Below are 12,642 nucleotides of genomic sequence, written 5' to 3' on the forward strand. Positions count from 1 at the left end.
GTCAACGGGACAGTGGCGAACGAGGAATGGGGCGGGCAGCGGCGATGATGGGACCAGCACACTCACTATCGGGCGCCGCGGCCTGGCTCGGCGTCGGCGCGGCGGCTGCCGCGGCCGGACAGCCGATGCCCTGGCCGGTGCTTCTGACCGGTGCCCTGATCTGCGCGGGTGCCGCGCTCGCGCCGGACCTGGACCACAAGGCGGCCACCATCTCGCGCGCCTTCGGCCCCCTGTCCCGCTGGCTGTGCGAGATCGTCGACAAACTGTCGTACGCCGTCTACAAGGCCACCAGAAAACCGGGCGACCCACGCCGCTCCGGCGGGCACCGCACTCTCACGCACACCTGGCTCTGGGCCGTACTGATCGGCGGTGGCACCGCGGCCCTGGCGGTCACCGGCGGGCGCTGGGCGGTGCTGGCCATCCTCTTCGTGCACATGGTGCTGGCCATCGAGGGCCTGCTGTGGCGGGCGACCCGCGGATCCAGCAGCGATGTGCTGGTGTGGCTGCTGGCGGCGACCAGCGCCTGGATCATCGCCGGCATTCTGGACCAGCCGGGCAACGGCTCGGACTGGCTGTTCACCGCACCCGGCCAGGAGTACCTGTGGCTGGGGCTGCCGGTCGTGCTGGGCGCGCTGGTGCACGACATCGGGGACGCCCTGACCGTCTCCGGCTGCCCGGTCCTGTGGCCCATACCGGTGGGCCGCAGGCGCTGGTACCCGATAGGCCCGCCCAAGGTGATGCGCTTTCGCGCGGGCAGCTGGGTGGAGCTGAAGGTGCTGATGCCCGTCTTCATGCTGCTGGGCGGAGTGGGCTGCGCGGCGGCGCTGAACGTGATCTGAGGGGCGCCGCTCACCGGCCCTCAGCCGGTGTTCTCCCCGCCGTACCGGCGCTCGAAGCGGGCCACCCGGCCCTCCGTGTCGACCGTGCGGGCCTTGCCCGTGTAGAACGGGTGGCTCTCCGAGGAGATCTCCACGTCCACCACCGGATAGGTCTCGCCGTCGTCCCACTCGATGGTCTGGGCACTGGTCGCGGTGGACCGTGTGAGGAAGGCATAGCCGGCGGCACGGTCGCGGAAGACGACCGGACGGTAGTCGGGATGCTTGTCCTGCTGCATGAATGCTCCTCGGGCGACTCGGCCCGCGCTGCGGCGGGGGAGGGGCGGGGTCAGCCGGGCAGACTGTCCTCGTCGACGACGTGCATGGCGGCCTCCTCGGCGGAAGCGGCGGCGCCGTCGATGCCGACGTCCGTGGCCACCAGGGCCTCCTCGTCGTCCTCGTGCGCCCCTTCGTCGGGGGCCACGAGCCGGCCGGAGCGCACGGCTCCGACCTCGTTGTCCAGGAGTTCCCCGTCCGTGCCCGGCGAATCGCCGAGCCCGTCGCCGTCCCAGGCGCCGGGATCCGGCTGCTCCTCGGCGAGCCGCTGGTCGAGTGTCTCGCCCGCATGCCGCTCGGCCGCCGTCACGCCGTAGTGCTCCACGGCCAGGGGCCGCTCCGGGGGCGACCAGCCCCGGTCGAGGGGATCGGCGACGCCGTCGTTCTCCAGGGTGTCCTCGGCGTCGAGCAGTCCGGCGTCGTCCTGGATCTCGGACCCGTCGGGCTGGTAGACATCGTCTCCCCAACCGTCGGCGCTGTTCACGGCTACCTCCAGGGGATGGGGCCCGTTCCCGCCGCGGCCCGCGCCGGGCGGTACGGACCGGGCACCGGCGTCACCCGTTCCCGTTCCGTCCGGATCCGGGCGCTCCCCGAGCCGGTGCCTGACTCCACCCTTCCACCGGAGTTCCCCACCGCGCAACGGGACGCCTCCCGGGCCGGGCTCCCCGGCCGCTCCCGGGGGCCGGGGAGCCTCGTCCCCGCCCGGTCGGCACCCCCAGGCGAAGTGCGCCGCCCCGGAGGAGGCGGCCGTCGGCCCGGCCGTCGTGCGAACGACCGGAGCGGGCGCTCAGCCGGCGGCCGGCGGGCCATCATCCGTGCCAGGACCGCCACAGCGCCGCGTACGCGCCGTCCGCCGCGACGAGTTCGTCGTGGCTGCCCAGCTCACTGATGCGGCCGTTCTCCACGACGGCGATGACGTCCGCGTCGTGGGCGGTGTGCAGCCGGTGGGCGATGGCGACCACCGTCCGGCCGTCCAGGACCCGGGCCAGGGAACGTTCCAGGTGACGTGCCGCGCGGGGGTCGAGCAGCGAGGTCGCCTCGTCCAGGACCAGGGTGTGCGGGTCCGCCAGCACCAGCCGGGCCAGCGCGATCTGCTGGGCCTGGGCCGGGGTGAGCGCGAAACCGCCCGAGCCGACCTCGGTGTCGAGGCCGTCCTCGAGCGCGCGTGCCCAGCCGTCCGCGTCGACCGCCCCGACCGCCGCCCACAACTCGGCGTCCCCGGCGTCCGCCCGGGCGAGCCGCAGATTGTCGCGCAGGGAGCCCACGAACACGTGGTGCTCCTGGTTGACCAGGGCCACATGCTCCCGGACCCGTTCGGCGGTCATCCGCGACAGCTCGGCGTCTCCCAGGGTGACCCGTCCCTGCCGGGGTGCGTAGATCCCGGCGAGCAGGCGGCCCAGAGTGGACTTGCCCGCGCCCGAGGGACCGACCAGCGCCAGCCTGGTCCCGGGCGGGACCTCCAGGGACACCTCGCGCAGGACATCCACGCCCTCCTGGTAGCCGAAGTGCACCCGGTCCGCGTGCACCCGGTGCCCGTCGGGGGCCAGAGCGGTGTCCCCGGCGTCGGGCTCGATGTCCCGGACCCCGACCAGCCGGGCCAGCGACACCTGCGCCACCTGCAACTCGTCGTACCAGCGCAGGATGAGCCCCACCGGGTCCACGAGCATCTGCGCGATCAGCGCGCCCGTGGTCAGCTGACCGACACCGATCCAGCCCTGCAGGACGAAGACCCCGCCGATCATCAGGACCGAGGCCAGCACGGTCACATGGGTGACGCTGACGACGGGGAAGAGCACCGACCGCAGCCAGAGCGTGTAGCGCTCCCAGGCCGTCCACTCCCCGACCCGCTGGTCCGTCAGCGCCACGCGGCGCGTGCCGAGGCGGTGCGCCTCCACGGTCCGCCCCGCGTCCACGGTCTCCGCCAGCGCGGCGGCCACGGCCGCGTACCCCGCGGCCTCCGAGCGGTAGGCGGCCGGCGCTCGCCGGAAGTACCAGCGGCAGCCGGCCACCAGCAGCGGCACGGCCACCAGCACCGCCGGTGCCAGCTCGGGCGCGGTGACGACGAGTCCGCCCAGCAGCAGCACCACCCACACCGCGCCGATGGCCAGCTGCGGCACCGCCTCGCGCATCGCGTTGCCGAGCCGGTCGATGTCGGTCGTGATCCGCGACAGCAGATCACCCGTGCCGGCCCGCTCCAGCACGCCCGGCGGCAGCCCGACCGACCGCACCAGGAAATCCTCGCGCAGATCGGCCAGCATCCGTTCACCGAGCATCGCCCCGCGCAGCCGGACCTGCCGGACGAAAGCCGCCTGGACGGCCAGCGCGAGCACGAAGATCCCCGCGGTGAGCCCCGGACGCAGCTCCCGCCCGGGATCGGCCATCCCCTCCACCAGTCCGCCGAGCAGGTAAGGCCCCACCATCGAGGCGATCACGGCGACCGTGTTCACCGTGACCAGCAGCAGGAAGGCCCGGCGGTGCCGGCGCAGCAGTTCCGTGACGTAGGCGCGCACGGTGGCGGGCGTGCCCACGGGAAGGGTGGTGGCAGCCGTGGGTGCCGCCGGGTCGTAGGCCGGTGGCGCGACGCCGATCATGCCGTCTCCTCGATCTCTTCCCGTTCTTCCCGTCTCAGCAGGACCCCGTCCGCGTGCAGGACCCGGTCCCCGGCCGGTGCCGCCCCGTCGTCCTCGGTCTCGCGGGTCACCACGGCCCGGTACCGGGGATCGGTGCGCAGCAGCTCGCGGTGGCCGCCGACCGCCGCGACGGTGTCGCCGTGCAGGAACACCACCCGCTCGGCGCGGTCCAGCAGCAGGGGGGACGAGGTCAACACCACCGTGGTGCGGCCCGCCCGCAGTCCGCGCACGCCCTCGGCGATCCTGGCCTCGGTGTGCGAGTCGACGGCCGACGTCGGCTCGTCCAGGACGAGTACCTGCGGGTCCGTGACGAGTGACCTGGCCAGCGCGAGCCGTTGGCGCTGTCCGCCGGACAGGGACCGCCCGCGTTCGGTGATCCGGGCGTCCATCGGGTCCCCGGAGCCCTTCGCGCCCTGTGCCAGCGCCGTCAGCACGTCCCCGCACTGTGCGGCGTGCAGCGCGTCCCGGGGGTCCACCGCCCCGGACGCGGGCACGTCGAGCAGCTCGAGCAGCGTGCCGGACAGCAGCACCGGATCCTTGTCCTGCACCAGGACGGCCTCGCGGGCGGAGTCCAGCGGCAGCTCGTCGAGGGGGACTCCGCCGAGCAGCACCGACGTTCCCTGCTCCGAGGCGTGCCCGCCGAGCCGTTCGGCCAGCCGTCCCGCCGCGTCGGGATCACCGCAGACCACCGCGGTGAGGCTGCCCGCGGGGGCGAGCAGTCCGGTCGCCGGGTCGTACAGGTCGCCGGACGGGGCCCCGGCGGCACGGGATCCCGCGGTGTCCGTGGGCCGTTCCAGCGCCAGCACGCGTGCGGCCCGCCTGGCCGAGGGGCGCGAGAAGGAGTACGCCATCGCGATCTCCTCGAAGTGCCGGATCGGATAGGTGAGCAGCATGACCGAGCTGTAGACGGTGACCAGCTCACCGACGGTGATCCGGCCCTCGCGGGCCAGCTGGACCCCGTACCAGACGACGGTGATCAGCAGCAGACCGGGCAGCAGCACCTGGATCGCGGCGATCAGCGACCACATGCGCGCACTGCGTACGGCAGCGTGGCGTACCTCCTGGGAGGCGCGGCGGTAGCGGTCGAGGAAGAGTTCCTCGCCGCCGATGCCGCGGAGCACACGCAGCCCGGCCACGGTGTCGGAGGCCAGCTCGGTGGCCCGGCCCGCCTTCTCGCGCTGGACGTCCGCCCGCCGGGTGGCGCGGGGCAGCAGCGGCAGCACCGCGATCGCCAGCAGGGGCAGTCCGACGCTGACGACGACTCCGAGCGCCGGCTGGTAGATCAGCAGGCCGGTGCAGACCAGCACGATCGTGACCGCCGCCGCGGTGAACCGCGACAGGGCCTCCACGAACCAGCCGATCTTCTCGACATCACCGGTGGAGACGGCCACGACCTCCCCCGCGGCGACCCGGCGGGTCAGCGCGGAGCCCAGTGTCGCGGCCTTGCGGCCGAGCAGTTGCTGCACTCGGGCGGCGGCGGTGATCCAGTTGGTGACGGCGGCCCGGTGCAGGAAGGTCTCGCCGACCGCGTTGCCGGCGCAGGCCAGCGCCATCAGTCCGCCCGCCAGGGCGAGCCGGCCGCCGGAGCCGTCGACCGCGGCCTGGACGGCGACACCGACGCAGAACGGCAGCGAGGCGACGGAGACGAAGTGCAACAGGCCCCAGGCCAGTGCCGTGAGCTGCCCGGAGAGCTGGTTGCGGAAGAGCCACCACAGGAAGCGGGGACCCGAGCGCGCATCGGGCACCCCCGGGTCGGGATACGGAAGGTCTCGGATCTGCATGACGTCCCAGTGGCTCGGATCAGGATGCGGCGGAAAGGGAGACGGGGGGAGCGGAGGGCGGAAGGGGGCAGTGGAGGCGGTGGGGAGAGGCGCGGCGGGGAGGAGCGGTGCCGGCGAGGGGGTTCGCGGCACGCCTGCGCACCGTCCGCGGACGGCGAGCAGCAAACCGTGACAGGTTGACGCCGTCGGGGACGGAAGGGCAAACGGTTTTCCACGCCACCGGGCGGAACCGGCGGTCCGCCCGGCCGCACCCTCCCCCGTCACCCCACGGGTTTCAGACGGACGGACCCCGGCACTGCGGGGCGGTCTTCCCGTCGACCAGGGTGTCCAGCAGCTCGCCCAGTGCCTCGCGCTGCTCCTCACCCAGCGGGGCCAGGATCTCCTCCGCCGCGGTCCGGCGCGCCGCCCGCAGTTCGCGCAGCGCCGCGCGTCCGTCGTCGGTGAGCTCGATCCGGATCACCCGTCGGTTGGCCGGATCCGGCACCCTGCGGACCTTGCCGCCGGTCTCCAGCCCGTCGACCAGCGTGGTGACGGCCCGGGGGACCACCTCGAGCCGCTCGGCGAGATCGGTCATGCGCGGCGGCGAGCCGTAGTGCGCGAGCGTGCGCAGCAGCCGGGACTGGGCAGGGGTGATACCGAGTTCGCGCCGTTCCAGATGGCGCTTCTGGATGCGATGGACCCGGCGGGTGAGCCGAAGCAGCTGCTCGGCCAGCTGGCCGTCGGGATCGGGAACGGTCATGCGGGAACATTATCAGGATGACGTTCATTGTGAGTATGGGTAACAATGAGCAGGGTTCCGGCATCCGTACACCCCGGGGCACCCTCTCCGGGCGCCCGTCCCGAAGGAGACCATGCATCCCGATCACGAAGCCGGCCGGACCCCGCCCGCCGGCGCCACGGAACAACCCCGGCAGGTGCGGCGCATCCTGAGGCTCTTCCGCCCCTACCGGGGGCGCCTCGCGATCGTCGGCCTGCTGGTCGGCGCCGCATCGCTGGTCTCGGTCGCCACACCGTTCCTGCTGAAGGCGATTCTCGACGTCGCGATCCCGCAAGGCCGCACCGGGCTGCTCAGTCTGCTCGCGCTCGGCATGATCCTCAGCGCGGTCCTCACCAGCATCTTCGGCGTCCTGCAGACGCTGATCTCCACGACCGTCGGCCAGCGTGTCATGCACGACCTGCGTACCGCCGTCTACGGGCGGCTCCAGAGCATGTCGCTCGCCTTCTTCACCCGCACCCGCACCGGCGAGGTCCAGAGCCGCATCGCCGACGACATCGGCGGCATGCAGGCCACCGTGACCTCGACGGCGACCTCCCTGGTCTCCAATCTCACCAGCGTCGTGGCCACCGTCGTCGCGATGCTGGTGCTCGACTGGCGGCTGACCGTCGTGTCGCTGGTGCTGCTGCCCGTCTTCGTCTGGATCAGCCGCCGCGTCGGCAACGAACGCAGGAAGATCACCACCGAGCGCCAGAAACAGATGGCGGCGATGGCCGCCACGGTCACCGAGTCGCTCTCGGTCAGCGGCATCCTGCTCGGCCGCACCATGGGCCGCTCCGACTCACTGGCCGGTGCCTTCTCGGACGAGTCCGAGCGCCTGGTCGACCTCGAGGTGCGGTCGAACATGGCCGGCCGCTGGCGGATGGCCGTCATCACCATCGTCATGGCCGCGATGCCGGCCGTCATCTACTGGGCGGCCGGGATCGCCCTGCAGACCGGCGGTCCCGAGGTCTCGATCGGCACGATCGTCGCCTTCGTCTCGCTCCAGCAGGGTCTCTTCCGCCCGGCCGTGAGCCTGCTGTCCACCGGTGTCCAGATCCAGAGCTCGCTCGCGCTCTTCCAGCGCATCTTCGAGTACCTGGACCTCCCCGTCGACATCACCGAGCGCGAGGACCCGGTGCGCCTGGACCGGATCAAGGGCGAGGTCCGCTTCGAGAACGTCTCCTTCGGCTACGGCGACAAGAGCGGGCCCGTGCTCGACGGCATCGACATCACCGTGCCGCCGGGAGGCGGTCTCGCCGTCGTCGGCGCGACCGGCGCGGGCAAGTCGACGCTCGGTCATCTGGTGCCCCGGCTGTACGACGTCACGGGCGGCCGGGTCACCCTCGACGGGGTCGATGTGCGGGACCTCGACTTCGGCACGCTGGCCCGCGGGGTCGGGGTCGTCTCCCAGGAGACCTACCTCTTCCACGCCTCGATCGCGGACAACCTGCGGTTCGCCAAGCCGGACGCCACCGACGAGGAACTGCGGGCGGCGGCCGCCGCCGCCCAGATCCACGACCACATCGCCGCACTGCCCGACGGGTACGACACCGTGGTCGGCGAGCGCGGCCACCGGTTCTCCGGGGGCGAGAAGCAGCGCCTGGCGATCGCCCGCACCATCCTGCGCGACCCGCCCGTCCTGGTGCTCGACGAGGCCACCAGCGCCCTGGACACCCGGACCGAGGCCGCCGTCCAGCAGGCCCTGGACGCACTGTCGGCCAACCGCACCACGCTCACCATCGCCCACCGCCTGTCCACCGTTCGCGGCGCCGACCAGATCGTGGTCCTCGACTCCGGCCGCGCGGTCGAACGCGGCACGCACGAGGAACTGGTGGAGCGGAACGGGCGGTACGCGGCGCTTGTGCGCCGGGACGCCCGACTGGAGCCGACAAGATGAAGATATGCCGGGTTTACGGCGCTATGCGGGTTACCGTGCCCGCATGCAGACGAACACTCCGTCACGGAGCACGATCCGACTGACGCGCCGGGGCCGTCTCGCTCTCGCCGCGCTGGGGGCCGTCGTGGCCGGCACCGCCGTGGCGGTGCCGCTGCTGATGGTGAACGGCGACGACGAGTCCCGCCCCAGGACCCTGATCGTCCCGGAGGGCTGGCGGGCCAGTCAGGTGTACGCCGCCATCGACAAGACCCTCGACCTGCCGGCGGGCTCCACGAAGAAGTCCCTCGCCAAGGCGGACCTGAAGCTTCCGGACGAGGCCGAGGGCAATCCGGAGGGCTATCTGTTCCCGGCCACCTATCCGCTTCCGGAGAAGGCCACCCCGCAGAAACTGCTGGCCCGGATGGTCGAGACGGCCGACAAGAAGTTCAACGGAGCCCCGATCGCGGCCGGTGCGCAGCGCAACGCGATGAACGTCTATCAGGCGGTCACCGTCGCCAGCATCGTCCAGGCCGAGGCCCCCACCAGGGGCGACATGGGCAAGGTGGCCCGCGTGATCTTCAACCGGCTGGAGCGCGGGATGCCGCTCCAGATGGACTCGACCGTCGACTACGCGCTGGGCCGCTCGACGCCGAGCACGGCGGCGGACACCGAGATCGACAGCCCCTACAACTCCTACCAGCGCATGGGACTGCCGCCGACCCCGATCGACAACCCCGGCGAGGACGCGGTGCGGGCCGCCGTCAGCCCCACCCCGGGCGACTGGCTCTACTTCGTCACGGTCAAGCCGGGCGACACCCGCTTCACCGCGGACTTCGCCGAACACGAGCGCGACGTGGCCGAGTCCAACGCCCAGCGGAAGAGGGCGGACGAAGCGGCGAAGAAGTGATCCACCCGGACGGGCGGTCCCGTCCCGTCCCGGCCCGGCCCCGAGGGTCATGCCGCGGCCGGCACGTCGCGACGGTCACATCGCGACCGGCCGGTCCCCACGGTCACGCCGCCGCCGGCTCCTGGCCGGCCAGTAGCCGCCGGATGTCCCGCACCGCCGCGCGTCCCGCCCGGTTGGCCCCGATGGTGCTCGCCGAGGGGCCGTAACCGACCAGGTGGACGCGCGGATCGGCGGCCGCCCGTGTGCCCTCGAGCCGGACGCCGCCGCCGGGCTCCCGCAGCCGCAGCGGCGTGAGGTGGCCGACGGCGGGCCGGAACCCCGTGGCCCACAGGATGACGTCGGCCGCCACTCGCCGTCCGTCCCCCCACTCCACGCCGTCCGGAGTGATCCGGTCGAACATCGGCTGCCGGTCGAGCACGCCGGCGGCCAGTCCCTCGCGGATCGCGTCGTTGAGCGGCAGCCCCGTGACCGAGACGACACTGCGCGGCGGCAGCCCCTGCCGTACCCGCTCCTCGACGAGTGCCACGGCCGCCCGCCCGGCCTCCTCGTCGAAGGGGCCCTCACGGAACACCGGGGGCCGCCGGGTGACCCACGTCGTGGCCGCGGCGTACGGAGCGATCTCCAGCAGATGCTGGGTGCCCGAGGCACCGCCCCCCACCACGACCACCCGCTGCCCCGCGAACGCCTCCGGCCCCGGATACCGCACGGTGTGCAACTGGCGCCCGCGGAACGTCTCCTGACCCGGAGAGCGCGGCCAGAACGGCCGGTCCCAGGTGCCGGTGGCGCTGATCAGCGCCCGGGTGGCCCAGACGCCGCCGGAGGTCTCCACCAGCAGACGCCCGCCGGGTCCCTCCCGTACCGCCCGTACGTCCACCGGCCGAAGTACCCGCAGGTCGAACGTCCGCTCATAGCGGTCGAAGTACTCACTGATCACCTCGGACGAGGCCCGCGCCGGATCGGCACCCACGAGTTCCATGCCGGGCAGCGCGTGCATCCCGTGCACCTTGCCGTAGGTCAGCGAGGGCCACCGGAACTGCCAGGCGCCGCCGGGACCGGGGGAGTGGTCCAGCACCACGAAGTCGCGGTCCGCCTCGAGGCCGGTCCGCCGCAGGTGATAGGCGCTCGCCAGCCCGGCCTGCCCCGCGCCCACGACGACCACCTCGACCTCGCGCATGTTGTTCACGCTTCTACTAACAGAGCCCAGGCCGTGGATCTTCCCACCGCCCCTGCCGCGCGAAGCCCGCCGGGTCGGCCAGGATGGAGGGCATGTCCGATGCCTTCACCACCCGAGTCCTGAACATCACCACCGGCTCCGACGAGCGGGTCGTGGACCTCACCGGCGACTGCGAGTCCTTCCTGCGGGAGGCGGCGGCCGGCCGCGACGGCCTGCTGAACATCTTCGTGCCGCACGCCACGGCCGGGATCGCCGTCATCGAGACCGGCGCCGGCAGCGACGACGACCTGCTGTCCGCCCTGCACACCCTGCTGCCCGCCGACGACCGCTGGCAGCACCGGCACGGCGCCCCCGGCCACGGCCGCGACCACGTCCTGCCCGCCTTCGTGCCGCCCCACGCGACGCTCCCGGTGGTCGACGGACGCCTGGAGCTGGGCACCTGGCAGTCGGTGTGCCTGGTCGACACGAACAGGGACAACCCCGACCGTCGCGTGAGGCTCAGCTTCCTCGGCTGACGCATGCCGGGGCGGCCCCGCCCCACCCGGCGCGGTGCCGGCCGCCGGGCGCTCGGCGGCCGGCGGCGTCCGGCGCGGCCCGCCCACTGAACGGGCCGGACGGCACGCGGGCCGCACACGTCCCCGCACCGGTGGGCGTCACCGGGCCGGACTCGCACGAGGGCGTGCACTCAACGGCCGCGGAATCCGGGAGCGGGCGCACGGTCCTCCTCGGCTGAAGACCTAGGCGGACGCGCGGTCTCCTCAGTCGCGGACCACGGTGACCGGACAGTCGGCATGATGGAGCAGCGCCTGACTGACCGAACCGAGCAGCATTCCGGCGAAACCGCCGTGTCCCCGGGCTCCGGTCACCACCAACTGCGCCTCCCGCGACGCGTCCAGCAGGGTGTGACGCACCCGGGCCCGCTCCAGGCGCAGCTCCACCGGGACCCCGGGATGCGCCGACCGCCACGGTGCCACCGCCTCCTCCAGCAGCCGCCGGTGCCGCTCCTGGAGCTGGTCGAGATCCACCACCACGCTCAGCGGATCGGCCGGGGCCTCGTACGGCGTCGGCTCGCCCCAGGTGTTCCACACGTGCAGCGCGACCAGCGGAGCCCCGCGCAGCGCTGCCTCGGCGAAACCGAAGGACGCCGCCGCGTCACCGGACGGGGAGCCGTCCACGGCGAGCAGGACGAACCCCCGCGGGTCCTCCCGGCCGCGGACCACCATCAACGGACCGTGGCCGTGCGCCGCCAGCTGGACCGCGGTCGACCCCAGCAGCAGTCCTCTGAACCCGCCGTGTCCCCGCTCGCCGACCACCGTCAGCACCGCGTGCCGCGCCTCGCTCCGCAGCACCGTCAGTGTGTCGCCGGACGCCACGGTCCGGCCGATCTCCAGACCCGGCGAGCGGTCGTGGGCGCGCTGCTCCGCCTCCGCCAGCACTCCGTGGACCATCGGGTCCAGGTCGGCCGGCCGGCTGAAGGCGTGCACGATCCGCAGCCGCGCGCCGCGCAGCCGGGCCTCCCGGGCCGCGACATCCACCGCGGCGAGGCTGGACGGCGAACCGTCCACTCCGACGATCACCGTGTTGTCCACGTCACACTCCCGTCACCGGCAGCGGGTGTGCGAGTACCCACGACGGACGCCGCGTACGCGTCACCCTGCGTGCTCGGTAGTTCCGCAACGCTCTGAGCTGCGGACACGCGGTTTCCCCGTAACTTTTCCCGCCGCAGCGCGCCTTGTCCATCCGTGACAACACCCATGTTCCGGCCGTTTGGCGGGATGGCACCATTACCCCCGTGGGGGTGGACCACCAGGGCCGTGGAACGGCCGGTCCGACACCCCGCACCGGATGACATCAGAAGAATCGGGAAGGGGACGGGCTGTGCCTGCTCCACGGATGAGCGCGACGCCGCTGCCCGGCATCGGCGTGAAATACGACCTCACCACGCGTGAGCACGAGCACCTGTCCGTGATCGCGCACCGCGACGGTGCCCGCACGGTCAACGTCTACCGGTCCGACGACCCGGACGCCTGCGCCAGGTCGCTGCGCCTGACGGTCGCCGAGTCGGCGGCGCTCATCGACGCGCTGATGCCTGCCCACCACAGCCCCAACCTGCTGCACACCACCGACCTGGGGCTGGTCGCCGAGCGCATCGAACTGTCCTCCGTCTCACACTGGAACGGCCGGCTGCTGGGTGAGACCCGGATGCGCACCGACACGGGAGTGTCCATCGTGGCCGTGCTGCGGCGCGCCGACGCCATCCCGTCGCCCGCGCCGGACTTCCGGCTGGCCGGAGGGGACACGCTGATCCTCATCGGCACCCGCGAGGGCATCGACACCGCCGCTTCGATTCTGGGTCGGGAGTGAGC

Annotated in this window: 12 protein-coding genes; 5 read left to right on the plus strand and 7 right to left on the minus strand. The window is 72.9% G+C overall.

Annotated elements, in window-relative coordinates:
* The first annotated feature begins 44 nt into the window (after positions 1-44).
* The gene (locus HTV45_RS24730; RefSeq protein ID WP_215208065.1) at positions 45-839 is read left to right on the plus strand and encodes a metal-dependent hydrolase; all 795 of its coding nucleotides are present in this window, start codon (positions 45-47) and stop codon (positions 837-839) included.
* A gap of 20 nt (positions 840-859) precedes the next feature.
* Here the strand turns inward: HTV45_RS24730 and HTV45_RS24735 are convergent, their stop codons facing one another.
* The 5 genes from HTV45_RS24735 to HTV45_RS24755 form a co-directional block, all read right to left on the minus strand.
* A complete protein-coding gene (locus HTV45_RS24735; protein ID WP_215208066.1) occupies positions 860-1,114 on the minus strand; it encodes a type B 50S ribosomal protein L31 in 255 nt (84 codons plus the stop codon).
* A 50-nt stretch (positions 1,115-1,164) separates the two neighbouring features.
* A complete protein-coding gene (locus tag HTV45_RS24740) occupies positions 1,165-1,635 on the minus strand; it encodes a DUF5709 domain-containing protein (protein WP_215208067.1) in 471 nt (156 codons plus the stop codon).
* Between the two features lie 325 nt (positions 1,636-1,960).
* Positions 1,961-3,742, minus strand: a complete 1,782-nt coding sequence (locus HTV45_RS24745) for an ABC transporter ATP-binding protein (protein ID WP_215208068.1) — start codon at positions 3,740-3,742, stop codon at positions 1,961-1,963.
* On the minus strand, positions 3,739-5,562 hold the full coding sequence (locus HTV45_RS24750; RefSeq protein WP_215208069.1) for an ABC transporter ATP-binding protein: 1,824 nt from the start codon (positions 5,560-5,562) through the stop codon (positions 3,739-3,741). Before HTV45_RS24750 ends, HTV45_RS24745 begins: the two co-directional genes overlap by 4 nt.
* Before the next feature lie 274 nt (positions 5,563-5,836).
* Positions 5,837-6,301, minus strand: a complete 465-nt coding sequence (locus HTV45_RS24755; RefSeq protein WP_215208070.1) for a MarR family winged helix-turn-helix transcriptional regulator — start codon at positions 6,299-6,301, stop codon at positions 5,837-5,839.
* Positions 6,302-6,413: 112 nt separating this feature from the next.
* Between HTV45_RS24755 and HTV45_RS24760 the strand changes: the two genes are divergently transcribed.
* Together HTV45_RS24760 and mltG are read left to right on the plus strand one after the other, a co-directional pair.
* The gene (locus tag HTV45_RS24760) at positions 6,414-8,216 is read left to right on the plus strand and encodes an ABC transporter ATP-binding protein (protein WP_215208071.1); all 1,803 of its coding nucleotides are present in this window, start codon (positions 6,414-6,416) and stop codon (positions 8,214-8,216) included.
* Positions 8,217-8,259: 43 nt separating this feature from the next.
* A complete protein-coding gene (gene mltG, locus HTV45_RS24765; RefSeq protein ID WP_215208072.1) occupies positions 8,260-9,102 on the plus strand; it encodes an endolytic transglycosylase MltG in 843 nt (280 codons plus the stop codon).
* 103 nt (positions 9,103-9,205) lie between these two features.
* Here the strand turns inward: mltG and HTV45_RS24770 are convergent, their stop codons facing one another.
* Positions 9,206-10,285: an NAD(P)-binding domain-containing protein gene (locus tag HTV45_RS24770; RefSeq protein WP_215208073.1), complete on the minus strand. Its 1,080-nt coding sequence runs from the start codon at positions 10,283-10,285 to the stop codon at positions 9,206-9,208.
* Positions 10,286-10,368: 83 nt separating this feature from the next.
* Between HTV45_RS24770 and HTV45_RS24775 the strand changes: the two genes are divergently transcribed.
* Positions 10,369-10,791, plus strand: a complete 423-nt coding sequence (locus HTV45_RS24775) for a secondary thiamine-phosphate synthase enzyme YjbQ (RefSeq protein WP_215208074.1) — start codon at positions 10,369-10,371, stop codon at positions 10,789-10,791.
* 243 nt (positions 10,792-11,034) lie between these two features.
* Here HTV45_RS24775 and HTV45_RS24780 read toward each other — a convergent pair whose 3' ends face one another.
* Positions 11,035-11,865, minus strand: a complete 831-nt coding sequence (locus HTV45_RS24780) for a universal stress protein (RefSeq protein ID WP_215208075.1) — start codon at positions 11,863-11,865, stop codon at positions 11,035-11,037.
* A 304-nt stretch (positions 11,866-12,169) separates the two neighbouring features.
* Between HTV45_RS24780 and HTV45_RS24785 the strand changes: the two genes are divergently transcribed.
* Positions 12,170-12,640 (plus strand): cation:proton antiporter regulatory subunit, encoded by a 471-nt coding sequence (locus tag HTV45_RS24785; protein ID WP_215208076.1) that lies wholly within the window; start codon positions 12,170-12,172, stop codon positions 12,638-12,640.
* Positions 12,641-12,642: the final 2 nt, after the last annotated feature.

This window comes from Streptomyces sp. CHD11, from assembly GCF_018638295.1.
Lineage (GTDB): Bacteria > Actinomycetota > Actinomycetes > Streptomycetales > Streptomycetaceae > Streptomyces.